Source organism: Streptomyces sp. NPDC048370, from assembly GCF_043200825.1.
In the GTDB taxonomy this organism is placed as follows: Bacteria; Actinomycetota; Actinomycetes; order Streptomycetales; family Streptomycetaceae; genus Streptomyces.
This window is the reverse complement of sequence record NZ_JBICYI010000023.1, coordinates 1-20553: the sequence shown is the minus strand read 5'-3', so window position 1 is coordinate 20553 and position 20553 is coordinate 1. Positions and strand designations below refer to the sequence as shown.

The following is a 20553-nucleotide window of genomic DNA, read 5'->3' as shown; positions in this document are numbered from 1 at the left end:
TTCGACAACAACCGTCCACACACAACATCCTGAAGGACCTCATGAGACGAGCTGCCCGCAGCATCGCCGCCCTCAGCGCCGCCACCGGCCTGCTCACCGCGGCAACCCTCACAAACTCCGGCCCGGCCGCCGCCGAGGACACCCCGGTGCGCCTCTCCGCACACGACCAGAGCGCCGCCCCCGGGACCGCGCCCCGACTCGCACCCGAGGTGGAGTCCGGTACCCCCGATGGCAAGACCGTGATCGCCTTCTCCATGAAGCCGTTGACCGGAGAGGCCGGCGACGGCGCAGGCGTCCCCGCAGGATTCAGCGCGCACGCGAACGACTGCAAGGAGGTCGCCGGGCTCACAGCCGTCTACGTCTGCGGCCCCTCCGGCCTGTTCGCCGGCTTCGTGATACCCGAGGACGCCACCAACCTGACCACGGTCCACTGGGGCTTCGCGTACGTCCCCAAGGGCGGCGACCTCGCCGCCGGGATCGAAGCCGCACGAACAGCCGGAGCCCGCCCCGCCGACGACACGCACGGCACCGCCAAGGTCGTCGTCAAGACCGCCGCCCACGCGGCTCTCAACACGGTCGACTTCGACCTGCCGCCTCTCCCCGACGGAGGAGCAGCACGTCAAACGCTCCGCGTCCACGCCAAGGACCCCGGCAGACTCCTTCTCCGCTTCGAAACGGCACAGGGCCAGCTCACCCGTATCTCGCCGCCCATCCGCGTCGACGGTGTGACGACCGCACCCGGAGCCACATGCAAGGTCCACGACCCCACGCTGCTCTCAGGCACACAGAACCTGATCTGCCAGCTCGAGCCCGGTGACCACACCATCACCTACGACCTCACAAGCACCCCCGGGCAGTACGCCCAGCTCCTCCAGGCCACGACCAGGTACGACATCTACGACTTCGGCACCCAGTACACCGACGTGCACCAGACCAGCACCCCGTTCGCAGCCCAGGGCCGCCCCGTCCTCCCCCGCCACGGCCTGCTCGCCCGCGACGCCACCGGCGCGCTGTGGCAGTACGGCGGAACCGGCAAGGCCGCCACTCCCCTCGACACCCGTCGTCAGAGCGGCACCGGCTGGCAGACGTACACCACCGTCACCTCGCTCTCCCCGCTCAAGCAGACCCCCTACTACCTCGGCCTCGTCCAGCCGTCCGCCCTCACCCGCGGCCACGGCGACCTCGTCGCCCGCGACGCCTCCGGCACCCTCTGGTACTACGACCGGGAAGCCGGAATCGGCAGCCGTACGTTCGCGCCCCGCGTCCGGATCGGCGGCGGCTGGAACATCTACGACCAGCTCACCGGCGCCGGCGACCTCAACCGCGACGGCCACATGGACCTCCTCGCCCGCGACAAGACCGGCGTCCTCTGGCTCTACCAGGGCACCGGCACCCTCACCAGCGGCGCCCGGTTCAAGACCCGCGTCAAGGTCGGCGGCGGCTGGGGGATCTACAACCAGACCGCGGCCGGCGCCGACCTGAACGGCGACGCCAAGGCCGACCTCCTCGCCCGAGACACCACCGGCACGCTCTGGCTCTACAAGGCCACCGGAAACGCCGGCACCCCGTACACGGCACGCACCAAGGTCGGCGGCGGCTGGAACGCGTACAACCAGCTGGTTCACACCGGGGACCTGACCGACGACGGCAAGACCGACGCCATCGCCCGCGACACCACCGGCGTGCTCTGGCTGTACAAGGGCACCGGCAACGCCACCACCCCCTTCACTACCCGCACAAGGATCGGCGGCGGCTGGAACACCTACAACCGCCTCTTCTGACACTTGCCGTGGGCCCCAGGAACCTTGTTCCGGGGCCTACGACTTCATGGACACCATGAGGGAATGCCTCGCCGGTTCTAGCGGCCGCTCCGCCCTCTGCACTTTCTGTCGGCTCCGCACACCATGCTGTCGCCAGCGGGAAGCGGGTGTTTGGCTTTAATCACGAGTCGTGGTTCTGGCTCAACTTCTGTGACAGGCCACTCTGAGTAGTGGGTGGACGTCTCCGGGTGGTACGCGAAGTCGCCCGAAAGTGAGCCGTGCTCGGGGCGGTTGGGCCGACAGTTCGGGGCCGTGGAAGAGGTCGCGCTCCAGCTGGAGGAGCTGTTGTTCCCGTCGATCGCGGATGTCGCGGTGCTGTCGGTGGACGTGGACATCGCGTTAGTACGCGTCGACGCGCGCTGCACCAGGACGGCGCCGAGTGCCCGGGGTGCGGGGTCTGGTCGAACCGGGTCCATGGCTCCTACCTGCGGTTTCCCGCTGATGTGGCGAGCGCCGGGCGAAGCGTTGTTCTCCGGCTGAGGGTCCGCCGGTTCGTCTGCGGAAACTCGGGCTGCGCACGCCGCACCTTCGTCGAGCAGATACCCGGCCTGACCCGCCGACACGGTCAGCGGACCGAGCGGCTGCGTTCGATCCTGGCCGCGATCGGCCTCGCCCTGGCTGGCCGAGCCGGCGCCCGCCTGGCCTCCGTCCTCGGGGTGTCTGTAAGCCGCAGCACAGTCCTGCGGCTGGTCGACGCCCTCCCCGAGCCCGAGGTGCCCGCCCCGCGTGTGGTCGGCGTCGACGAGTACGCCACGCGCAATGGCCGCCACTACGGCACCGTCCTTGTCGACATCGAAACCCGCCGCCCCGTGGATCTGCTGCCCGACAGGGAGGCATCTAGCCTGGCTAGCCTGGCTCACCGAACGGCCCGGCGTCGAGGTCGTATGCCGGGATCGGGCGCCGTTCTTCGCCGAAGGCGCCACCGTCGGTGCCCCGCAGGCCATCCAGGTCGCGGACCGGTGGCACCTCTGGCACAACCTGAGCGAAGCCGCCGAGCGGAGCGTCGCCCAGCACCGCAGCTGCCTCCGATCCTTGGTTCCCGCGGTCCCTGAACCCGAGCCTGCCCCTGTCGAGGACCCGGACGGTCGCCCTGGCCGCGAGGACACCGGTTCGCCGACCGCACCCGGGCCCGGCACGCTGCCGTCCACGCACTGCTGGAGGCCGGCCACAGCCGCCGCTCGATCCAGCGCCAGCTCGGCATGACCTACCGCACCGTCAAGCAGCTCGCCAACGCTGCGACGCCGGAGGAACTCTTCACCGGCCAGTGGCAGAACCGGCCCTCCGTCCTGGACGACTACAAGCCATACCTCGACGACCGATGGAACGAGGGCTGCGCCAATGCCTGGAAACTGTGGGAGGAGATCGTGCCGCTCGGCTACAAGGGCAGCTACCAGCGCGTCCGCGCCTACCTCCACGACAAGCGCACTTCGCCACGGTCGGCGACCGCCCGGCCGCCCTCGCCCCGGACGGTCGCCGGATGGATCCTCCGGCGTCCGGAAACGCTCACCGAGCCCGAACAGCTCCAGCTCAAGACCGTCCGCGCTCACTGCCCCGAACTCGACGCGCTCACCCGGCACGTCCGCTTCTTCGCGACCATGCTCACCGAACGCCAGGGCGAGCGCCTGCCGGACTGGCTCGATGCCGTCCGGCGGGACGATTTGCCCAGCCTTCACACCCTCGCCGCCGGCATCGACCGCGACCTCAACGCCGTCACTGCCGGCCTGACCCTGCCCTGGAGCTCGGGCACTGTCGAGGGCCATGTCAACCGGATCAAGATGCTCAAGCGTCAGATGTTCGGCCGTGCTGGGTTCCCACTTCTACGCAAACGAGTGCTGCTCGCGTGATGTCGCCCATCAAGGCATCCAGATCAGATCGCGGGGCTACGCAGCACGTCAGTGGGCTCCCACCCGCTCTTCCAGAAGGCTTCAAGCCCGTGCTCGTTGATGAACTGCCGCTCCACCTCATGGATGGGGTACATCCCCTGGATGTTGATCACGTCGTGACCCTCGTGTCCTGGAACGCCAACGTCAATGCCCAGGTAGTCGGCTCTGTCGAGGACCAACGGCGCGAACACGCAGAATGCCGTCATCTCCGACTCGGGCACGATTCGCTCACCGAAGTTGATGGTGCTGCCATAGCTGAATGGGCAGGTGCCACGGAGCTGCTCGGCAAGGAAGCCCACCGCGTGGGCCCAGATCACGTTGGTCGAGTTCACGCTGAGGCAGAGTTCCGGCGAGCCGTGCTGCCATTCCGGATGTTCTGCCAGAGACAAGCCGTAGGTGAGCGTGGTGAGAAGCCCGTCCGGCAGGTCGTCGTAAACGATCTCCGTCACGCCCCGCAGCCCCTGCTTGGTCGACTCGACAGGGAAGAAACGGGGCTCCCTTCCTCCGGAAAGTCGATCAAGGTGGGCGAGGTACTTCTCAACGCGACTGGCCATGTGCCCAGACTGCACGATCGCTCTCCGGTGCACGCCACCGGGGCCGTCACCAGTAACGCTCCGCAACAGGTCCACAGAAGTTGAGCCAGAACCCCTTCTCGTGAAGAGAGCCAGGCGCCGTCTCCGTCCTGACAGCGAGGGGTTGCTTTCGGCCTCATTGCCCGTTCAGTGGCGCCGTCGCCATCGTCCAGCCTGTGGTGGGGCGACTGAAGGTGCGTGTTTGCAGGGGTACTTGAGACTGCGGAAGCGATTGATCCTCTACCTGTCGGGCATCCCCAGGAGGACGGCGAGAGAGGGGCGGGCGTGCTGTGGGGTGTGGGTGCGGCACGCGAGCGGCGGGGGGCCCTGATGGCGGCGCCTTCTGCGCCCGTCTCGCCGTGCCCGGTTGACCGGGCGTCGGCTTCATCGTGTCTTGATGGGAACAGCGGTACGGGAATGACGTAGGGGAATGTGGATGGATTCCGGAGTGATGGCCGCGCTCATTGCGGCAGGTGGCGCCTTGATCGGCGTGATCGTGGGGTGGGTCGGGCCGATCATCGCCGCCCGGACGCAAGCTCGCGCGGCCCACGCCCAGGCGGACGCGGCTCTTGCTTCTGCCGAGCACGTTACCGCAGGTCAGCACCGCACCGTGATGGACCAGCAGGCCCGTCAGGCCCGTCGAGATGTCTACAGCCGGTTCCAAGAAGCGATCCTCGCTTTCGAGGGGAACGTGGCTCGCGCTCGGCGGGACGGAACCGAGTGGGTGGGCGGCGATGGGGGGACGACCACCGCGGCCTTCGCCCAGGTGATGGTCGAGGGTCCCGACGAGGTCGAACAGGCAGCCAAAGAAGTCAAGACTGCGATGGGCGCGGTGATTTACGCGCACCACATAACCACCCTTGTCACCGAGGACCTTGCCAGACTGCACGAAGGCGACCCAACATGGGACGACCGCCAGCGAGCCCTGGCGGGAACGCTGATCTCCGCCCTGGCGGCCAATGAGACGGCATACCGCGCCGTGTCGTCGTCGGTAGTAGGCGACTGCGACGACTGGTTCCAGTGGCGCTACGAGGTGAACGTCGGCCTCGTTCAGGCCAACCACACCGGGCGGAAGCTGCAGGCGGCATGGGAGCGCGCTGGTCGCCCCATGCCACCAGCCGACTTGGCAGCCGCGTACGACGTAGCACTGACTCGTGCCGTGAACGCGTACGTGGAGGCCTCGCGAGAACTGCACCTCCGCTCCCCTGTTGACCTCCTGGCCCGCAGAGGGACGCTGCAGCAGGGCGCCGCGCTTAAGTCCGTAACAGCGGCGGGGCGTTTCGATCTAGCCAAAACCGCATTCCGCCTGGCTGCCCGCCGAGTACTGCACGACGCCTGACCTGTCGTATTCCGCCGACTGGTTCAGTCAACACCACCGTGCCCTGCAAGCTGGAGACCGCGAGATCGTCTCCTTCGTGCCGTGGGACTCGATCGGCTTCCGACGCATCGGCGAGTCCAGCTACTGCATCACCGCAGACGGCCCCGTCGCCGCGAAACCGTACGCTCTGCTGCGGCAGGCGCTCGGCCGCAACGAGAAGGTGGCCGTCGCCAGGTTCGCGCTCCGCGGCTGCGAGCGCCTCGGCCTGGTCCGTCCATACGGTGACGTGCTGCTGCTCCACGCGATGCGCTGGGACGACGAGGTCCGCGACCCCAACGGGCTCGCGCCGGACGCGGTCGACCTGACTGAGCAGGAGCTCGCCGAGGCGATTGCGCTGCTGGACGGGCGACGGTGCAGAAGCTGTGGGACGCCCGGACGTCGACGGCGAGTTGGGACCAGTTCCGGACGCTCCGCTCGCGGTGAAGGTACGCGGCTGACGGGCGGCTGACCAGGGGTTTCCCCATGGACGGGACGGTTCCGTTCGCGTACGGTCCCGTTTGCGACGGCCGCGCGGCCGCGCCGGCTCCTCGGGGAGGGGAGCCGATCACCCGTGGGGGTTCGCTCGACCATGCTCAAGCTCCGCAATCCGAACGGCTTGTCGTACGCCGTCATAGCCCTGCTCGCGGGCAACATCGCCTTCGACCTGTTGCTCGGCGTGATCGATGGCCGCAGTCTGTCGGCCGACGCCATGGACTTCTCCGATCCGGCCAGGTTCGGACAGCTCGACCTGAACATGGCGTACAGCATGGCGTTCACGCTGTACGTGGCGACGGGGATCGTCTTCATCATCTGGTTCCACCGGCTGCGGATGAACGCCGAGGTGTGGGCCGGCGATCTGCAGGGCCGTGGCAAGGGCTGGGCCATCGGCGGCTGGTTCATCCCGATCGGCAACCTGTGGATTCCCCGGGGGATCGCCGCCGACATCTGGCGGGCCAGCCGCCGGCAGCCGTACGCCGCCGACGGTGCCAAGGAGATGGTGCTGCTCAACAGCTGGTGGACCTGCTGGGTCGCGGCTGTCGTGGTGGACCGGATTGCCGCGCAGTTGTCCAAGCGGGCGGAGACCGTCGAGGCGTACACCACCGCGACCTGGTGGTCCCTCCTGGGCTATGGCCTGGACATCGTCGCAGCCGTCCTCGCCATCTTCTTCGTCCGACGCCTGACCGCGATGCAGCACCTCAAGGCCACTGGCATGATTCCGGCCGCGTAGTGGGAAATCACGCCAGGTGGCGCAGTAAGAGGCAGTGCCGCGACCGCGACGGGAGGTCTCGACAAGTCTGCTGGAACTGAACGGCCGGGCCGACGAGCGGAGTCTGGCGGCTGCTGGGCTCGCCTGTCTGGACCGCTCGTCAGCAGGTCGCCACCGTGATGCGGTATTCCGGACACGGTTCCTCCGCGTGCGGGCGACCGACCGCGTATGAAGACCACCTTCAAGAAGACCAGGTCTCTCTCAGTCGATTGGCGGGCCGGTCTTCAGCTCCTTGCGCCGTACGGGGGAAGGCGCGGCCGCCGTTGTGCTTCTCCTTCGCCTGTTTCACCGCGGCGGTGATCGCGGCCTGGACGAACGAGGTGAGCGTTGCGGACCGTGCCGGCCTCGCCGGGCGGTCGTCGCCCTGCAGGGCGACGACCGTGTTCCGCAGCCGGTCGAGCGACTCGTTGGTGATGTAGGCGGGGACCTTCACCTTCCCGCCGGTGCTCACCGTGGAGTGGCCCGGCTCCGGCTCGCCGTCCGGCGCGGTGGCGTCCGGCGTGGGCAGTTCACCGAGACTAGGAGGGCGCGATCTACGGGCCGCGGGAGTGGGCTTGAGTCTCCCGTAAGGGGAGATGTGAAGGTGAGGTCATGGACGACGGCACCCTCTGCTCAATCGGTGAACTGGCTCGACGCACGGGGCTGACGGTCAAGGCCATCCGCTTCTCTTCCGATCGCGGGATCGTGGTGCCGGCCGACCGCACCCGCGCCGGCTATCGCCGCTATGGTCCTGACGCCGTCGCCCGACTGGCCCTGGTGCGGACGCTGCGCGAACTCGGACTCGGCCTCGACGTGATTCGGCGGGTCGTGGAGCGAGAGCTGACACTCGGCGACGTCGCGGAGCAGCACGCGGCCGCGCTGGAAGTGCGGATCGCCGCCCTGCGGCTGCAGCGGGCGGTGCTGGTGGCCGCGGCCAGGCGCAGACCCACCTGTGACGAGATGGAACGCATGCACCAGTTGGCCCGGCTCTCCCAAGCCGAACGTCGACGACTGATCGATTGTTTTCTCGACACCGTCTTCGAGGGGCTGGACGGCGGTCCGGGCTGGCACGCCGCGGCCCGGCGCTCCATGACACCGGAACTGCCCGAGAACCCCACAGACGCACAGGTCGAGGCATGGGTGCAGCTGGCGGAGCTGGCGCTGGACCCGGACTTCCGCGACCGTGTGCGGGGAGCGACGGAGAGGTACGCGGCAGGCCTCTCCGAGAGCGGATCCACCCCACCGCGCCCGGATGTCGTCGCCGTCGTCCGTGACCTCGCCGCAGCCGCCGTCGAGTCGGGGATCACCCCGGAAGCGCCGCAGGCCGACCCTGTGGTCAGGGAACTCACCGCCGGGTGTGCGCGCACCCTCGGCCGCCCCGGCGACACCGAACCCCACCTTTGGTTGCTGCCGCGTTTGGAGGCCGCGAAGGATCCGCGCCGAGACCGGTACTTCCACCTGCTCGCCGTCATCAACGACTGGCCGGCCCCGGAGCCTCTGACACCGGCACTCGACTGGTCCGTCACGGCGTTGCGGTCACGGGCAGCACGATGTAGCTCTTGTCGCCGAGCAGGGCGTGGGGGCGTGGGCGGGGTCGGCCCGGGCGTCCGGCGACGGGCGGGATGCCGTCGACCAGGGCCAGGGTCTGGGTGACGTCGTTGACGTTGGCAGCGGTGGTGATGACCTTGAACGGGGTGCCGCGTCCGTCGCAGATCAGATGGTGCTTGCTGCCCGTTTTCCGCCGGTCGACCGGCGACGGACCGGTGTCGGCGCCCCCTTTTTCGCGCGGACGTGGGAGCCGTCGACGCATGCTCTGGACCAGTCCAGTTCGCCGGCCGCGTTCAGTTCGGCGAGCAGGATCCGGTGCAATCGGTCGAAGGCCCCGGCCTGCTGCCATCGGTCCAGCCGCCGCCAGCACGTCTGGCCCGAACCGAACCCCAGCTCCAGCGGCAGCAGTTGCCAGGCGATGTCGTTGATCAGCACGTACAAGATGCCCTGCAAGCACTGCCGGTCCGGCACCGGCCGCGGGCCGGGAGCATTCTTGGGCCAGGGCGGCAGCAACGGCTCGATCAGCGCCCACAGGTCATCGTCCACGATCCACGGCCGGGTACCCACACCATCCCGAACGGCCGAATAGTCACACCGGTCACGGCCGACCAGGGCCGTTCAACAAGATCGTGTTACGAGCTCTTAGCTCGGTGAGCGCGCGGTGCAATCAGAAGAGATCAACGAAATCGCGCCGCCCATGTCAACTATCACCCCGACACCTGATCTTCAAGCGAAACTACATCAATCCACACCAAGCGCTTCAAGAAACTCTTGCGGCGGGAGATAAGAGTGCTTCTCGATGTAATGAATGATCAAGTTGGGGGCGATGTAGACGCAATCTCCGGAGCGAACGTGAATCTCAGCAGAACCAAGAACAAATTGCCCGTCTACACTTTCAAAGAAGCGTGGCTCCCGTGTCAGACAGAAAGGGCATGCCTTATAGCCTCGCGTACGCCCGTCCCCTCGCAAGGCTAGCTCTTTGAGCTTCTCGACAACCCCCCCAGGGACAGCCCCTCGCCTGAAGAATGGGCGGGATAGGGCTAGCCACCCGACGTTCAGAGCGTCCGGCCGACCCGGGTAGTCGGAGCACCTGGAAAGATCTCTAAGATAGACCATCAAACACCTTTCAGATGCGAGGACGCGACGGAGGCCGCCCACCGGCCTTCGATGCCGAGGCATACAAACAGCGCAACTCGGTCGAACGATGCATCAACCGACTCAAGCAGTGGCGCGGCCTGGCCATGCGAACGGACAAGCTCGCCATCGCCTACCAGGCCGCACTTCACCTCGCCGCCATCCTCATCTGGACCGCCGCTTGACTGCCCAAGCGCGCTGCCCGCGAGGATGGCCGCATGGACGATCTTGTGGAGTTCCTCATCGCACGCATCAATGACGACAACCACGCTTACGCGTATGTGGCCGGCACCCTGGGCGGCGAGGCTCTTCTCGACAGCCACCTCCCCATGCTCGATCTGATCGAGCAACTGGCGAACGACTACAAGCCATGACCCCCTCGGACTCCCGCTCGGACGGACTGGCATACGCGCTGCGAGTCCTTGGCCAGTCATACGCCGAACACCCCGCCTACCAGCAGGAATGGCGCCCATAGCTTTCAAGGAGACAGTCCCTAGGTCATCTCCTATCTGCGCGTGGGCGGGCGCCCGGTCGCGAACAGCGTCCACATCGGCGACTGCGCGCTCGCCGGCCCGCAGAAACGTCCTCTCGGCCAGGAGCAGGCCCGCGAAGCGCTGACCGACGGCGGGATACGCGCCTGTGAGATGTGCCGCCCGGACACCGAGCTCGGCATCCTCGACTGAACGCGATCCGAGTCAGACGTCATCGACTTGCCTGGCGGGGGCACTGTGCTCAAGAAACGCCTCTACCTCGCTCTTCTTCCTTTCGTAAGCTGCGAGGCCCTGCTGGACGCGCCATCCGAGGAGAGCCAGGGGCACCCCGGCCACCCAGACGAAGCCGAGAGTCATCGTCCAGAACATGAAGGAGGCCTGGTCCCTGGGCTTCGGGCCCACGGAGGCCAGGTAGAGCAGGCTGTGCGTGAAAGCTATGACCATCGCAAGACAGAGAAGGACCCACCCGAGAATTGCGACGAAGTAGCCCACCGCCTCCGCTGATGGTTCCTTGACCTCGCCCTCTCGTGCGAGTCGTTCCACTTCGTCCCGATCGGCCGGGCGGGACTCGGTGGTGTTCTGGATCAACTCATGAGCGCGCACCATCGGCTCCTCGGCCCGCTCTGCTTCTAAGAGCCCGCGCTTTGCCACACTGCTCAGTTCGACGCTTCCGACGAGGATCAACACGGGCGCAACAGCGGCCACCGTCGCTGCGAACGGCTCTGTCATCTGGAGCATTACAACAGTCTGAATCAACAGCAGGACTTGAGGGGCCCGGACCCGGATTCAGGAGACGCCGAACTGCGCTGAACCGTCCGACTGCGGGTCAGGCTGGTGTGCCGGGGGCAGGCCTGGGCAGGGGCGAGGAGAGCGAGCGGCCGTCGCCCGCGGGTACAGCCCTTTCCCGTAGGCGTCGCCCGCTCGCTTTCGCGACTGCCGGCTGGGTGCGGGCCTAGCATGCGGGTACGCCCGAGCGCCGCTGGGTTCCGCCCGGCCCGTACCACCTGCGCCTCACCCTGAGGGTGCTGCAGCGTGGCGGCCGGAACCCGGCCTTCCGCTGAGACGACGGATTCCTCTGGCGCGCTTCCCGTACCCCGCACGGGCCGGTGACGCTGCGCGTCGACCCGCGGGCCGGCTCAGCAAGCTCGTCGAGCACCGACTGGTCTCGGTACGGCGAAGGCCCGTCCATCAAGGGCTCTTCGAGGACCACTACCGCAGCCGAAACGTCGACGAAGTCGACGCCGACGCCCTGGTTCGCTACAGCCCCGGCGAGGAGCGCCCATCGTGGGACGGGGCAGGGCCCCCTTCGCCCTCTAGCGTCTCGACACAGCCGCCAGGAGCTTCCTCCGCTGGGGGCCGGCGGCCCTGGGCCCGGCACGCGCCTCGGGCGTACGGTGTGAAGTCCCTGGGGTGTACAGCTCCCTGAACGCCAGTCAGGCGCCGATGCCGTCCGAGGCGACATACGCGTAGGCGTTGTAGTCGGAGTCGAGGTCGGTGATCACGTCGTCCCAGATCTCGTCCATCAGTTCGTCGTTCTGGTCGGCGTAGGCGTCGACGAGGTCTTCCAGATGTACCGGACCGTGATCGTGCGCTGGGACACCGACGGGCGCCGGCGCTTCTCATCCACCTGGGACTGGTCGACGGGGTAGATCTCCATCCGACGTCCCCGGCCGTCGTTGTCGAGGTGTTCGCTCGGTCGGAGGCCGTCGCCAAGCCGCAGCGGTCCTACTCGTGCATCGCGGGAACAATGCGGCCACCTGGCCTGAAATCCCGAGCTCGCCGGATGCCGGACCGTGGCAGCAGGAATCTGATCACGCCATTTTCTTTCACCTGATACAGACCATGATCAGCACACCTCCAGCGCAGCGCCGGAGACGACACGGGCACGGGGCGACCAAATCCCACAGGGCACGCACGGCCCGAGCGTGACATCCAGGCAGCGAGCTCACTGCTCGCTGAAGCCTGCCAGCAGCGGATCTGCCGATGGCTGAATGCCTGCCCGCCCCCTTAACTCGATGGCTCTGTAGCACTTTTTCGACTACACAGACTCCTGCCATCCATGATCGACATCGTCGATGAGAACGGGAGAGATGACATGCAACTCTTAAGATCATTCGCGGTCCTGGGATCCGCCCTGATCGCGATCAGCACGGTAACTGTGCAGCCCGCAACAGCAGATACTCCGCCGCTTTGCCTTTATCCCGGCAACCAAACAGCAGCCGCGCGTATATGCATGAACGACAGTGGCCAGATAGACGGAGCTTTTGCTACTTGGAAGAACGCGCCCGTCACATTTGACAGCGGAGCTGCCATCGGGGACTGGGTGCGGAACTACGTCGATATGACGCCCGTCGACGGCACCGGGATCGAGATGGGCCTGCGATCGACCAAGGCAGGCCAGGTGGGCCGCACTTACGAGCCGTACTGGGCGGAGTATGGCGCACAGACCTACCAGGAACACGCCATCGCCCCGGCAAGAGGACCGGCCAGTGCAGACGGGCTCCAACACAGCTACATGGTGCTGCGCTCCGGTCGGACGACCCAATGGGACGTGCTGTACGACTTCAACCCTGTAGGCCGCACCTCCCTGCAGAGCCAGGGGTACACCGATTCGTTCAGCGTACAGCTGGAAACGAACAACCTCCGGAATACCACCATCGGGGAGATGGAAGACCGGTTCCAGTACCTCGCTCCGGACGGTCAGTGGTTGCGATTCGACCGCGCCAAAGTCTCCACCCAAGTAACGACCTGCGACAGCAACAACCCCCCGCCGTTCTGCTTCAACGCCACCCTGACAGGGAGCCCGAAAGCCATCTCATGGCAGGTCTCCAAGCCGGCAGGTACCTCCTCTGCCCGCCTGGCTCAGCCGCCCCTGTCGATCCCGAATGCCGCGGTCCTCAACGGAGTCGACCAAAGGGCCCTGGCCCGATGCATGGCCAGCGACCCAACCCGGTGCATCAGGGATGTTCCCGGCCTCGTGCGATGCGTACAGGCACGGCTGCTGTGCAACCAGAACGCCTCTGCGGCACAGCGTTCTGCCGCCTCCGCTAATAACGCCTCCGCTCGGGCTGCCGCCAAGACCGCAGGCGTCCGACTCGCCTCCGACCAGGTCAAGCGCCTGGCCGCAGCACGCTTCCACGTCGCCGAGCACCAGATTGAGACCCGGACGATTACCACGGCTGCCTACGACCAGATGGCCGGCACCCACCTGAGCCAGACGTGGGGGGCGAATCTCCCGCTGCGGGTGGCCACCAGCACCGCCGAAGCCCGAGCAGGAAAGAGCGACGCCCAGTACCGCGGTCTCACCGCCGTCTATGACCCGGCCAGCGGACAACTCCTGCACGCCACCCTTGGCCTCCAGCGACCGTTCGCGTAACCCCCTAAGAAGGGCTCCCATCATGATGGCCCGGTTCACCCTCCTGCGGAGAACTCTGCTCACGGCCGCGACCGTCCTGCTCGCCGCCGCGACCACGAACGCTCACGCCAGCGCACCTCTACCCCCCAAGCCCGTCCAGCCGAACACCTACCAGTTCGTCGACGCCGGCAGCGTCCCCTCGGAGCAACTGGAACACCTCAGCACGCCGCAACCGCTCGCTGACTACCAGAGCAGCCGCAGTGAGCCCGGCGCATCCAGGGCCAAACAGAGCGTCACTGCCACCGCTGACGACGCAGACCTGCGGACGGAATGCGCCCGGGAAGGAAACGCAACTGCAGCCAAGAGCGCGACAGGCTGGATCAAGAGCAGATTCGAAACCTGCATGCACCGCCCCTATGACCTCGTCCTGCGCAGCACCGACGGAAAGAAGACCATCGGCAGGCTGTTGTTCGACGCATGGATCCTCGGGTTCTCCTACGACGGGGACCGGCGAGTTGACTACCTCGCAAGCATCGAAGACATCCGAGTCCAAGCTGACGATGACGAAGATGCCACCAAATGGCGCATCTACCAAACGTTCTCGCATTCGGTAGACCCTGCCAACAGCGACCCCGACCCTAAAGTCACCGGACCCCAACAGAATGACCGGGACGGCCTTCTAGGCGACTGGCACACCCAGCCAGCTTGGACCTTGAAGTACACATCTCCCGACAAGGGCCCTCTGTACAGCCAAGGGAACCAACAGCGCGTCAATGCCCTCACGCTGGCGTCACTCAGCGTTTCTTCGCCAAGTTCATCACTGACCTATCAGGACGTCAACGCCTTCCGCTCCAACTTCCGCTTCGACTACGCCGGCCCAGTCGCCGGAAAGTACAAGGGAACGGTTTTCACCGAGGCGCGGATGACTTTCCGGCCGCGCCTCGACGACCCGCTGGGCTGGGAGACAGCTCGGCACATCTATGACGCTCTCCACCACCCGGAACGCACCTTCCCGGCCACCTACCCGAAGGTCATTCCAGGAGAGAAGGAACCGCTTCACCGAGTCCTAGACCCGGACATCATCGAAAAGAACCGTAAAGCGGCCAACGACACATGCGTAGACGTGTGGGGCCCCTACGACGGCAAAAAGTTGAACTGTGACGAATACCCTTTCGCCTCCACCTACGAGGGGGCTTCAAAGAAAGACAATCGATACTCGGCTCGACTGATAGACGCAGACGACAATCAGAAGGTCGGTAGGGAACTCAACACGCAGTTCTACACCCTCAACCGAGTTCTCGATAACGATGCTTTCTACGTGGCAGTCGACGGCGACCCCTCGCTTCCCCCGCCGCGGAATCCAGATCCCAGCCCCCAGCCTCGCTCGAACGACATGAACGGTGACGGCAAGGCAGACCTGATCGCTGTTGATTCCGCCGGAAAACTGCACATGTACCCGGGTCGCGGCGACGGAACCTTCGGCACCCGCCTCACCATCGGAACCGGCGGCTGGAGCGGAGCGTCTATCAGCCACCGTGGCGACTGGACCGGGGACGGAAAAGAGGACGTCGTCGCTCTTGTGGGGGGCGAAATCCGAATCTACCCCGGCCGCGGCGACGGCACCCTCGGCTCCCCTACCGGACTCAACGGTGCGCTCGGCAGCATCCTCCCCAGCACAGCCCAACTCGTATCGGTGGGCGACCTGACCGGAGACTCCTACCCCGACCTAGCCGCCAACTACAACGGAAACCTGTGGCTCTATGCCGGCGACCCCACCAAGAGGCCGGGCGTCAAACCAGCCACCAAGGTCGGCAGCGGCTGGAGCACCTACACGTTGACCGCACCAGGCGACACCGACGGCAACACGACCGCCGACCTCCTGGCCCGTAACACCGCCGACGGCAAACTGTGGCGCTACCGAGGAGCGGCAAACACATTCGGCAACCGCACGCTATTCGGCACCGCCGGCTGGACCACGGCCGGTCGTCCACTCATCGCTTCCGGAGACGACGCCGACAACAACGGCCTACCGGATCTGTGGGCCACGACCAGTGACGGGAAGCTCCTCTTCTACAGCGGCGCCCGAGATGCCGATGGAAACCCCGTGAACGGACCATCGACAATCGTCGGAACCGGCGGCTGGGGTTCGATCACTGTGATCAGCTAGGATCTCCTCGTTGTTGATGGCGGTCCGGGCCGGCATATCCCGGACCGCCCACGGCAACCCGTCCACAGTCCCGTCGGAGGCAAGCGATGGCGCAGCGCCTGAGCAATTACCGAACCCTCGTGATGCCTGATTACGGAGGATTCGATCTGTATGATGCAGATTTCGACGTTCGCGATGATGCGCTTATTAAACCCGCGCGCGCCAGAGCAGCCGCGGGAAACGGATTGGAAGTCTGCGTCGTCTGCGCCCAGACCCGATTCAAAGTGGAACTCGTGATCGAAACCTGGACGGCAGAACCGCCCCTCCTTGACGACTGCGAGGGCTATGAGGAAATGCCAATGGAAATTCCCACCGGTCTATTGGTCATCTCGGAACGGACGCGGGGCGCCTGGGACATCTCCATCCCGAAAGGGACGTACAGGTCACGCATTTCTTTTTCCGGCCGAGACGCAGCCAGCCAGATGGCCGCCGAGGCAGACTCAAGCACGCCGTCGGACGGCCGTGAGGGAACGGAGCAGTACACCTTTCAAATGTGGCCGGCATAGAGGGACGGCTCGCTCTCCCCTCGCCCACGGCGGTGCGGGATGACCGCTCGGAACCATCTCGTCTGCGTGCTCTGGGCGGGGTGGCAGGACGCCGAGGGCTACGACCGCACCCGCTGGACGCTGGCCTCCTCGCCCCGTTCGAAGACGGCCGCGGTGGAGATTCCGTGAGCACGGCCGTCGATACGACGCTGGTGCCCGCCGAGGACGTCGGCGGCCCCAGCCCGTGCCGCTGGGGCCGCCCCGTACGGGCCAATTCCGGGCAACTTCCCCAAGGCCGACTCGCCCTAGACCTGTCACCCAGCGTGTCCCTTCACGGAAAGCGAGCCAGACCCGTAAGTCGCGTACACAGCCAGGCTCACGAACCCTCGAGGTCCTCCGTACGGTGTCCTCGGCCAGGGCCCACGGCTATCTCCGCGACTTCACCACCCTGGCGCCGTGGAAGAGCGACCGCGCCGTTACCGAGTTCATCCACAGGACCCGTGCCGAGCTGGCGGCCGCCTGAGCTCTATCAGTCGAACGCGCACCTTCGCCGCGCCCGCGTCCGCGCGGTCCAGGGCATGCTCTCTCAGGAGCAGCCGCCGCCCCTCATTGTCCGGGCCCGCTCCCTCGCCGCCCCCGTGCGGGTGCCGACGGCGCACCGGTGCACATCGCGGTGGGCACCGGTGCGGTTCGCTCCCTCCCCGATCCGCCCGTACACACGACGCGCCGATCCCCACTGCGGCCCACCTGGTCCTCACGCACGCGACAGAGACGCTCTTCGCGACCGCAAGACGCCGGGTTCGGCGTGTTCGCGGCGGTGTAGTCGGTCTAGCCACTTGTGCGCTCTCCGGGGACGTGTACCGGGTGCTGACAGTGGTGCAACTGCTGGTGGCTGAGGGGGCCTTGGCGTCCCTGGTGCCAGTTCATCCGTTCAGGACAGCACCGGCGGGTGGATCGTCTTGGGCTGCCTGGAGCCGCGCCGGGCGTGGGTGAGCGGGGCGAGCAGCTCGGCCGGCTCGGGCTGCTGGTCCTCATTCAGGTAACGGATGCCATCGCCCTCGGGCGGGGTGCCGGTTTCCTTGCCGATCGGGTGGCGTCGGCTGACGGCGGTTCGCCAGCCGTAGCGCTCGTCCACACGAGGGCGGGGGTCCCGGATCCGCTCAGCAGCACAGCTGCGGCAAGCACATCGGCCTCCAGGCGCTGCACGCGAACGTCCTGCTGTTCGGCCTGGTCGGCGCCGACCAGGACGTCGGCGACGCGCTGCAGGTACCCCTGGACCTGTCGTGCCCGCAGCTCGGTGGCGGCGCTGGCGAGGGCCGTGCGCTGTACCGCGGTCGGGTAGCCGAGGCGGGCAGCGGCGTCCTCGGGGGTCAGGTCCGGTTCGGCGTGCAGCAGGTCGGCGATCCGCTCTCCTCGCAGCCGCGGCAGCGCGCGCGGCCGCGGCATAGGAGAGGCCCACACGTTCCTGGACGATCGCGAGCGTCACCCCCAGGTCCTCGTCGAGCAGCTCGCCGGCTCGGGCTGAAATCTCGTCCCGCGGCACCATGTCCCCCACTGCCCATCGACCACTACCGGCAGATGACCGCCTCCATGCGCCACGACCGCGACCGCACTCCCCCACCCGGAGCCTTGATGTACTGGGACACCGGAAAGCGAGCCGGGCACGTCGCGATCTACCTCGGCGGCGGGAAGATCGCCTCCAACGACATCCGCCGCAGCGGCTACATCGACATCCTCAACACCACCGACATCGAAACCGTGTGGGGCGCCACGTACCCCGGCTGGGCACCGCCGCACTTCCCCAAAGGCCGCTGACTCCGTGGACCACAGGGCCCAACCTGGGGCTGTGAACCGGCCGCGTTAACGACACGACGCGCCATCGATATCTGGGCGGTTACCGTCTCAGCCCCGAGCTCGGTCGGCACGGCGGGCCCTGCACCTGCCTGCCTGCCTGCAATGAAGGCACAGCAGTCCCGCGAGACAAACGGGCCCGGCAGCAGGCCGCGGAGCAGGGCCCGCGAGAACGCCCGGCGGGACCAGCAGGAGGTCCGGAGCAGGGGGCGGCAGACCCCTCCCAACCGCGGCCTGACCGACTGGTGCCATCGATTCCTCATGTGGTTGCCGCCGAAGATTGATCAACAGTAGGTTCGTGCAGCGAAGTCTGACCTGCCTGAGTAGTGGGGGATGCCGGGGTGCTTACGCTGACGCAGGTTGCCGACGATCCGTTGATCCTGACACGCCGCCTGGCGCTGAATGACGCTCCGGACGTGGTATTCCGCCCTCTCGTCCGCACCGACGCGGACCGTCTGGCAGATTTTCTCGCGGGCTTGTCGCGTGAATCGAGGCGGCTGAGCACGTTCGATGGATACGACCTCGCAACCGCGCAGGAGCTGTGTGACGCGATCGCGCGCTACGACAAGCTCAGGCTTGTGCTTGAGGAAGTGCCGTCCCGCAGGATCGTCGGCCTACTCGAGTTCAGCCTCGATCTCCACCCTGAAGACATAGCGCGCTATCGCGAGGCCGACATCCACCTTGCACCGACCGATTGCCGGTTCGGCCCCACCCTGGCTGACGACTACCAGGGGAGGGGGGTGGGAACGCAGGTCTTCCCGCTCGTCACGGACGTCGCACGGCGCTTTGGCAGGAAGAGGATCATCCTCTGGGGCGGCGTTCTCGCCGACAACCCACGCGCCATCCGCTACTACCAGAAGAACGGCTTCCACTCTGCCGGCTCCTTCACCGGGGCGGATGGTGTGCGGTCGCTCGACATGATCCTGGACCTCGATTCGCTACAAGGGTAGTGCCGCCGGTCTCGCTCAAACGTCGGTGACACGGGCTTAACCCTCGCTGTCACAGGACACTGACCACACAACCGGCAAACCTTCCCGGTCGCAGCACTAGGCCGTGTTTGCGTTCGCGTAGTCGTGCTCGACGCGCCAGCATATCTTGGCGCACCGGACCGGGTCGGTGATCGGGGTGGTGCCGGGCAGGTTGGTCATCCCGTAGCCGGTCGGCTCGGCAGCTTCTTAGGGCTGCGTGGAAGCCCGCGCGGAGCGTCCGGTCGGCCACCCGCTCTCCCTCGAGGTCGGCTACGGGATGTTCACCCACCGCGACGAGGGCTGCGAGGCGGGAGTTGGCCGCCGGTGACGGGCGTCAGGCAGACCATGCCGAACGTGCGGTCCACGGCGGAGTGACGGGCCGCCGTACTCTACTGACGCTTCGTCTCGAAGCACGATTCAGGAAGAGGATGTGTATATGGACGCCCAGTTGAGATGGGCCGCGATAGCGGAACTAGCCACCCCGTGCCCCAAGCCTCCGGAGGGGGAGCTTCAGTGCCCCTGCAACAGCCACTGGAGAGGAGGCATGGAGGCATGGCCCTGCCGCATCACTCAGATCGCCCACTCCATCAGGGAGCACAGCCAGCGCCCCGACGCCACCAGGGAAACCGCAGCCGACCTACTCGCCGCCATGTCGACGGGACCGGACGGAGAGCGGCTCCCTCCCTGTCGGCACCCTGGGCCGGACAGCTGGACCATGCTCCCGCAGGGCGGCTTCTTCTGCTCACTGCCGCGCCGCCACTCGGGGAAGCACTGGGAGTCGGGTGCGCCGCGGCCCTGGAGCAATAACGACGATTAGGTGTTAGTCAGCGCGGGCGGCCAGCCAATTGGCGAGGTCGACCGCAATCCGGTCGATGGTGGTCTCGACGCTCACCTCGTGTTCACGGCGGCTGGTGTCCCGTCGGACGACCTCGTAGCCGCCCGCCTCCAGCATGGCGACGGAGGCACACCAGGAGGGACCGGCTGCATCGGCCGTGCCTGCAACATCGTCAGAAAACGGCACCACACCCCCTGTCGCTGCCAGCGCCGGAACAGGCCGCACGCGGTCTGCCAGGGCCCGTACTCACGCGGCAGGTCACGCCAAGGGACTCCGGTCCGCACCCGCCACCGCACGCCGTCCACAGCAGCCGCCGGGGCCGGGGGCCTGCGCCTCACACCGGCCGCAGGCAGCAACGACGCCAACGCCGACCACTGCTGATCCGAAAGATCCCCACGCCCCACATCGTGATCATCATGGCAGGAGACACGGACAGAAACCCCGACCTAGTGCTGCCCTGCGGAAGTTCGTGGAGGGGTGTTGATCAGGTGGCCTTGAGCGGGGTGCCTTCGTAGGTCCATCGGTAGGGCTTGGCGGTCTCGTTGTGCCTGATGACGTATGCCTCCAGCTTCTCGATCAGGTCGTCGCGGCGGGCGAAGTCGCCGTGCCGCAGACCCTGCGGGTCAGGGCCGTCCTTCTCCCACGGAGCTGACCCGTGGAGGGGCTGGCTGGCGCCCTGACGGTCAGCCAGCCGGTCACCTCGGAAGTCCGCTGGGGCGGACGCCCCCTCAACACCGCAGCCTGACCAACCGCGAACAGCAGCCCCCGAACGCCGACGGGGCAAGTTCAGGGGGAAAAGGAC

23 protein-coding genes and 3 pseudogenes are annotated in these 20553 nt (G+C 66.8%); 18 read left to right on the top strand and 8 right to left on the bottom strand.

The genetic code is table 11. The features are described from left to right. The first annotated feature begins 41 nt into the window (after positions 1-41). The 4 genes from ACGFYP_RS33625 (at position 42) to ACGFYP_RS33610 (ending at position 3664) form a co-directional block, all read left to right on the top strand. A complete protein-coding gene (locus tag ACGFYP_RS33625; RefSeq protein ID WP_393501731.1) occupies positions 42-1781 on the top strand; it encodes an FG-GAP repeat domain-containing protein in 1740 nt (579 codons plus the stop codon). Between the two features lie 291 nt (positions 1782-2072). Next, a complete protein-coding gene (locus tag ACGFYP_RS33620; protein ID WP_393501832.1) occupies positions 2073-2300 on the top strand; it encodes a hypothetical protein in 228 nt (75 codons plus the stop codon). Further along, complete coding sequence (locus ACGFYP_RS33615) at positions 2246-2872, top strand: hypothetical protein (RefSeq protein WP_393501823.1); 627 nt, start codon at positions 2246-2248, stop codon at positions 2870-2872. The genes ACGFYP_RS33620 and ACGFYP_RS33615 overlap by 55 nt, the downstream gene beginning before the upstream one ends. 147 nt (positions 2873-3019) lie before the next feature. After that, positions 3020-3664 (top strand): transposase, encoded by a 645-nt coding sequence (locus tag ACGFYP_RS33610; protein ID WP_393501729.1) that lies wholly within the window; start codon positions 3020-3022, stop codon positions 3662-3664. A gap of 23 nt (positions 3665-3687) precedes the next feature. Here ACGFYP_RS33610 and ACGFYP_RS33605 read toward each other — a convergent pair whose 3' ends face one another. Beyond that, positions 3688-4257: a suppressor of fused domain protein gene (locus tag ACGFYP_RS33605; RefSeq protein WP_356549879.1), complete on the bottom strand. Its 570-nt coding sequence runs from the start codon at positions 4255-4257 to the stop codon at positions 3688-3690. 454 nt (positions 4258-4711) lie between these two features. Between ACGFYP_RS33605 and ACGFYP_RS33600 the strand changes: the two genes are divergently transcribed. The 3 genes from ACGFYP_RS33600 to ACGFYP_RS33590 all read left to right on the top strand — a co-directional run bounded on the left by ACGFYP_RS33600 (position 4712) and on the right by ACGFYP_RS33590 (position 6860). Continuing rightward, complete coding sequence (locus ACGFYP_RS33600) at positions 4712-5614, top strand: hypothetical protein (RefSeq protein WP_393501726.1); 903 nt, start codon at positions 4712-4714, stop codon at positions 5612-5614. Beyond that, entirely contained in the window at positions 5586-6101 is a 516-nt protein-coding gene (locus ACGFYP_RS33595) for a Ku protein (RefSeq protein WP_393501821.1), read from the top strand. The genes ACGFYP_RS33600 and ACGFYP_RS33595 overlap by 29 nt, the downstream gene beginning before the upstream one ends. A gap of 102 nt (positions 6102-6203) precedes the next feature. Then, positions 6204-6860, top strand: coding sequence for a DUF4328 domain-containing protein (locus ACGFYP_RS33590; RefSeq protein ID WP_393501724.1), 657 nt, complete (start codon positions 6204-6206; stop codon positions 6858-6860). Positions 6861-7080: 220 nt separating this feature from the next. On the opposite strand, the gene ACGFYP_RS33585 is transcribed toward ACGFYP_RS33590, so the two are convergent. Next, positions 7081-7350 carry a hypothetical protein gene (locus tag ACGFYP_RS33585; protein WP_393501722.1) on the bottom strand — a complete coding sequence of 90 codons (270 nt, stop codon included), beginning with the start codon at positions 7348-7350 and terminating at the stop codon, positions 7081-7083. Positions 7351-7490: 140 nt separating this feature from the next. Here ACGFYP_RS33585 and ACGFYP_RS33580 point away from each other — a divergent pair, with 140 nt between their 5' ends. Beyond that, the gene (locus ACGFYP_RS33580; protein ID WP_393501720.1) at positions 7491-8531 is read left to right on the top strand and encodes a MerR family transcriptional regulator; all 1041 of its coding nucleotides are present in this window, start codon (positions 7491-7493) and stop codon (positions 8529-8531) included. Here the strand turns inward: ACGFYP_RS33580 and ACGFYP_RS33575 are convergent. Then, positions 8431-9038: pseudogene (locus ACGFYP_RS33575) on the bottom strand (IS5 family transposase); the annotation flags it as partial. The gene ACGFYP_RS33580 and the pseudogene ACGFYP_RS33575 overlap by 101 nt on opposite strands. A gap of 521 nt (positions 9039-9559) precedes the next feature. Here ACGFYP_RS33575 and ACGFYP_RS33570 point away from each other — a divergent pair. The 4 genes and pseudogenes from ACGFYP_RS33570 to ACGFYP_RS33555 form a co-directional block, all read left to right on the top strand. Continuing rightward, positions 9560-9745: pseudogene (locus ACGFYP_RS33570) on the top strand (transposase); the annotation flags it as partial. Between the two features lie 33 nt (positions 9746-9778). Continuing rightward, positions 9779-9934, top strand: coding sequence for a hypothetical protein (locus ACGFYP_RS33565; RefSeq protein WP_393501717.1), 156 nt, complete (start codon positions 9779-9781; stop codon positions 9932-9934). Further along, on the top strand, positions 9931-10035 hold the full coding sequence (locus tag ACGFYP_RS33560; RefSeq protein WP_393501715.1) for a DUF6221 family protein: 105 nt from the start codon (positions 9931-9933) through the stop codon (positions 10033-10035). The genes ACGFYP_RS33565 and ACGFYP_RS33560 overlap by 4 nt, the downstream gene beginning before the upstream one ends. A 25-nt stretch (positions 10036-10060) precedes the next feature. Then, positions 10061-10243 carry a DUF6233 domain-containing protein gene (locus ACGFYP_RS33555; protein ID WP_393501819.1) on the top strand — a complete coding sequence of 61 codons (183 nt, stop codon included), beginning with the start codon at positions 10061-10063 and terminating at the stop codon, positions 10241-10243. A gap of 12 nt (positions 10244-10255) precedes the next feature. Here ACGFYP_RS33555 and ACGFYP_RS33550 read toward each other — a convergent pair whose 3' ends face one another. After that, positions 10256-10789 (bottom strand): hypothetical protein, encoded by a 534-nt coding sequence (locus ACGFYP_RS33550; RefSeq protein WP_393501713.1) that lies wholly within the window; start codon positions 10787-10789, stop codon positions 10256-10258. 1321 nt (positions 10790-12110) lie between these two features. Between ACGFYP_RS33550 and ACGFYP_RS33545 the strand changes: the two genes are divergently transcribed. The 4 genes from ACGFYP_RS33545 (at position 12111) to ACGFYP_RS33530 (ending at position 16286) form a co-directional block, all read left to right on the top strand. Then, complete coding sequence (locus tag ACGFYP_RS33545; protein ID WP_393501711.1) at positions 12111-13427, top strand: hypothetical protein; 1317 nt, start codon at positions 12111-12113, stop codon at positions 13425-13427. 22 nt (positions 13428-13449) lie between these two features. Then, positions 13450-15573 (top strand): FG-GAP-like repeat-containing protein, encoded by a 2124-nt coding sequence (locus ACGFYP_RS33540; protein ID WP_393501709.1) that lies wholly within the window; start codon positions 13450-13452, stop codon positions 15571-15573. A gap of 86 nt (positions 15574-15659) precedes the next feature. Continuing rightward, positions 15660-16118 (top strand): hypothetical protein, encoded by a 459-nt coding sequence (locus tag ACGFYP_RS33535; RefSeq protein WP_393501707.1) that lies wholly within the window; start codon positions 15660-15662, stop codon positions 16116-16118. Between the two features lie 39 nt (positions 16119-16157). After that, positions 16158-16286 carry a hypothetical protein gene (locus ACGFYP_RS33530; protein WP_393501705.1) on the top strand — a complete coding sequence of 43 codons (129 nt, stop codon included), beginning with the start codon at positions 16158-16160 and terminating at the stop codon, positions 16284-16286. Between the two features lie 742 nt (positions 16287-17028). Here ACGFYP_RS33530 and ACGFYP_RS33525 read toward each other — a convergent pair. After that, positions 17029-17232 (bottom strand): hypothetical protein, encoded by a 204-nt coding sequence (locus ACGFYP_RS33525; RefSeq protein ID WP_393501703.1) that lies wholly within the window; start codon positions 17230-17232, stop codon positions 17029-17031. Positions 17233-17675: 443 nt separating this feature from the next. On the opposite strand from ACGFYP_RS33525, the gene ACGFYP_RS33520 reads away from it, so the two are divergent. Both ACGFYP_RS33520 and ACGFYP_RS33515 read left to right on the top strand, forming a co-directional pair. Further along, on the top strand, positions 17676-17912 hold the full coding sequence (locus ACGFYP_RS33520; protein WP_393501701.1) for a hypothetical protein: 237 nt from the start codon (positions 17676-17678) through the stop codon (positions 17910-17912). Between the two features lie 377 nt (positions 17913-18289). Beyond that, positions 18290-18898 carry a GNAT family N-acetyltransferase gene (locus ACGFYP_RS33515; protein ID WP_393501698.1) on the top strand — a complete coding sequence of 203 codons (609 nt, stop codon included), beginning with the start codon at positions 18290-18292 and terminating at the stop codon, positions 18896-18898. Positions 18899-19736: 838 nt separating this feature from the next. Here ACGFYP_RS33515 and ACGFYP_RS33510 read toward each other — a convergent pair. From ACGFYP_RS33510 to ACGFYP_RS33500, 3 genes and pseudogenes are all read right to left on the bottom strand, one after another. Continuing rightward, a complete protein-coding gene (locus ACGFYP_RS33510; protein WP_393501831.1) occupies positions 19737-19937 on the bottom strand; it encodes a hypothetical protein in 201 nt (66 codons plus the stop codon). A gap of 50 nt (positions 19938-19987) precedes the next feature. Next, positions 19988-20089 (bottom strand): annotated as a pseudogene (locus ACGFYP_RS33505) (transposase); the annotation flags it as partial. A 146-nt stretch (positions 20090-20235) separates the two neighbouring features. Continuing rightward, on the bottom strand, positions 20236-20553 hold a 318-nt coding region (locus ACGFYP_RS33500), incomplete at its 5' end, for a hypothetical protein (protein ID WP_393501696.1).

Coding starts and splice junctions, on each gene's coding strand:
- ACGFYP_RS33580 (WP_393501720.1), top strand. CDS start 7,491: ATGGACGACGGCACCCTCTGCTCAATCGGTGAACTGGCTCGACGCACG.
- ACGFYP_RS33535 (WP_393501707.1), top strand. CDS start 15,660: ATGGCGCAGCGCCTGAGCAATTACCGAACCCTCGTGATGCCTGATTAC.
- ACGFYP_RS33605 (WP_356549879.1), bottom strand. CDS start 4,257: ATGGCCAGTCGCGTTGAGAAGTACCTCGCCCACCTTGATCGACTTTCC.
- ACGFYP_RS33545 (WP_393501711.1), top strand. CDS start 12,111: ATGATCGACATCGTCGATGAGAACGGGAGAGATGACATGCAACTCTTA.
- ACGFYP_RS33520 (WP_393501701.1), top strand. CDS start 17,676: ATGACCGCCTCCATGCGCCACGACCGCGACCGCACTCCCCCACCCGGA.
- ACGFYP_RS33565 (WP_393501717.1), top strand. CDS start 9,779: ATGGACGATCTTGTGGAGTTCCTCATCGCACGCATCAATGACGACAAC.
- ACGFYP_RS33625 (WP_393501731.1), top strand. CDS start 42: ATGAGACGAGCTGCCCGCAGCATCGCCGCCCTCAGCGCCGCCACCGGC.
- ACGFYP_RS33530 (WP_393501705.1), top strand. CDS start 16,158: ATGACCGCTCGGAACCATCTCGTCTGCGTGCTCTGGGCGGGGTGGCAG.
- ACGFYP_RS33600 (WP_393501726.1), top strand. CDS start 4,712: ATGGATTCCGGAGTGATGGCCGCGCTCATTGCGGCAGGTGGCGCCTTG.
- ACGFYP_RS33560 (WP_393501715.1), top strand. CDS start 9,931: ATGACCCCCTCGGACTCCCGCTCGGACGGACTGGCATACGCGCTGCGA.
- ACGFYP_RS33550 (WP_393501713.1), bottom strand. CDS start 10,789: ATGCTCCAGATGACAGAGCCGTTCGCAGCGACGGTGGCCGCTGTTGCG.
- ACGFYP_RS33610 (WP_393501729.1), top strand. CDS start 3,020: ATGACCTACCGCACCGTCAAGCAGCTCGCCAACGCTGCGACGCCGGAG.
- ACGFYP_RS33540 (WP_393501709.1), top strand. CDS start 13,450: ATGATGGCCCGGTTCACCCTCCTGCGGAGAACTCTGCTCACGGCCGCG.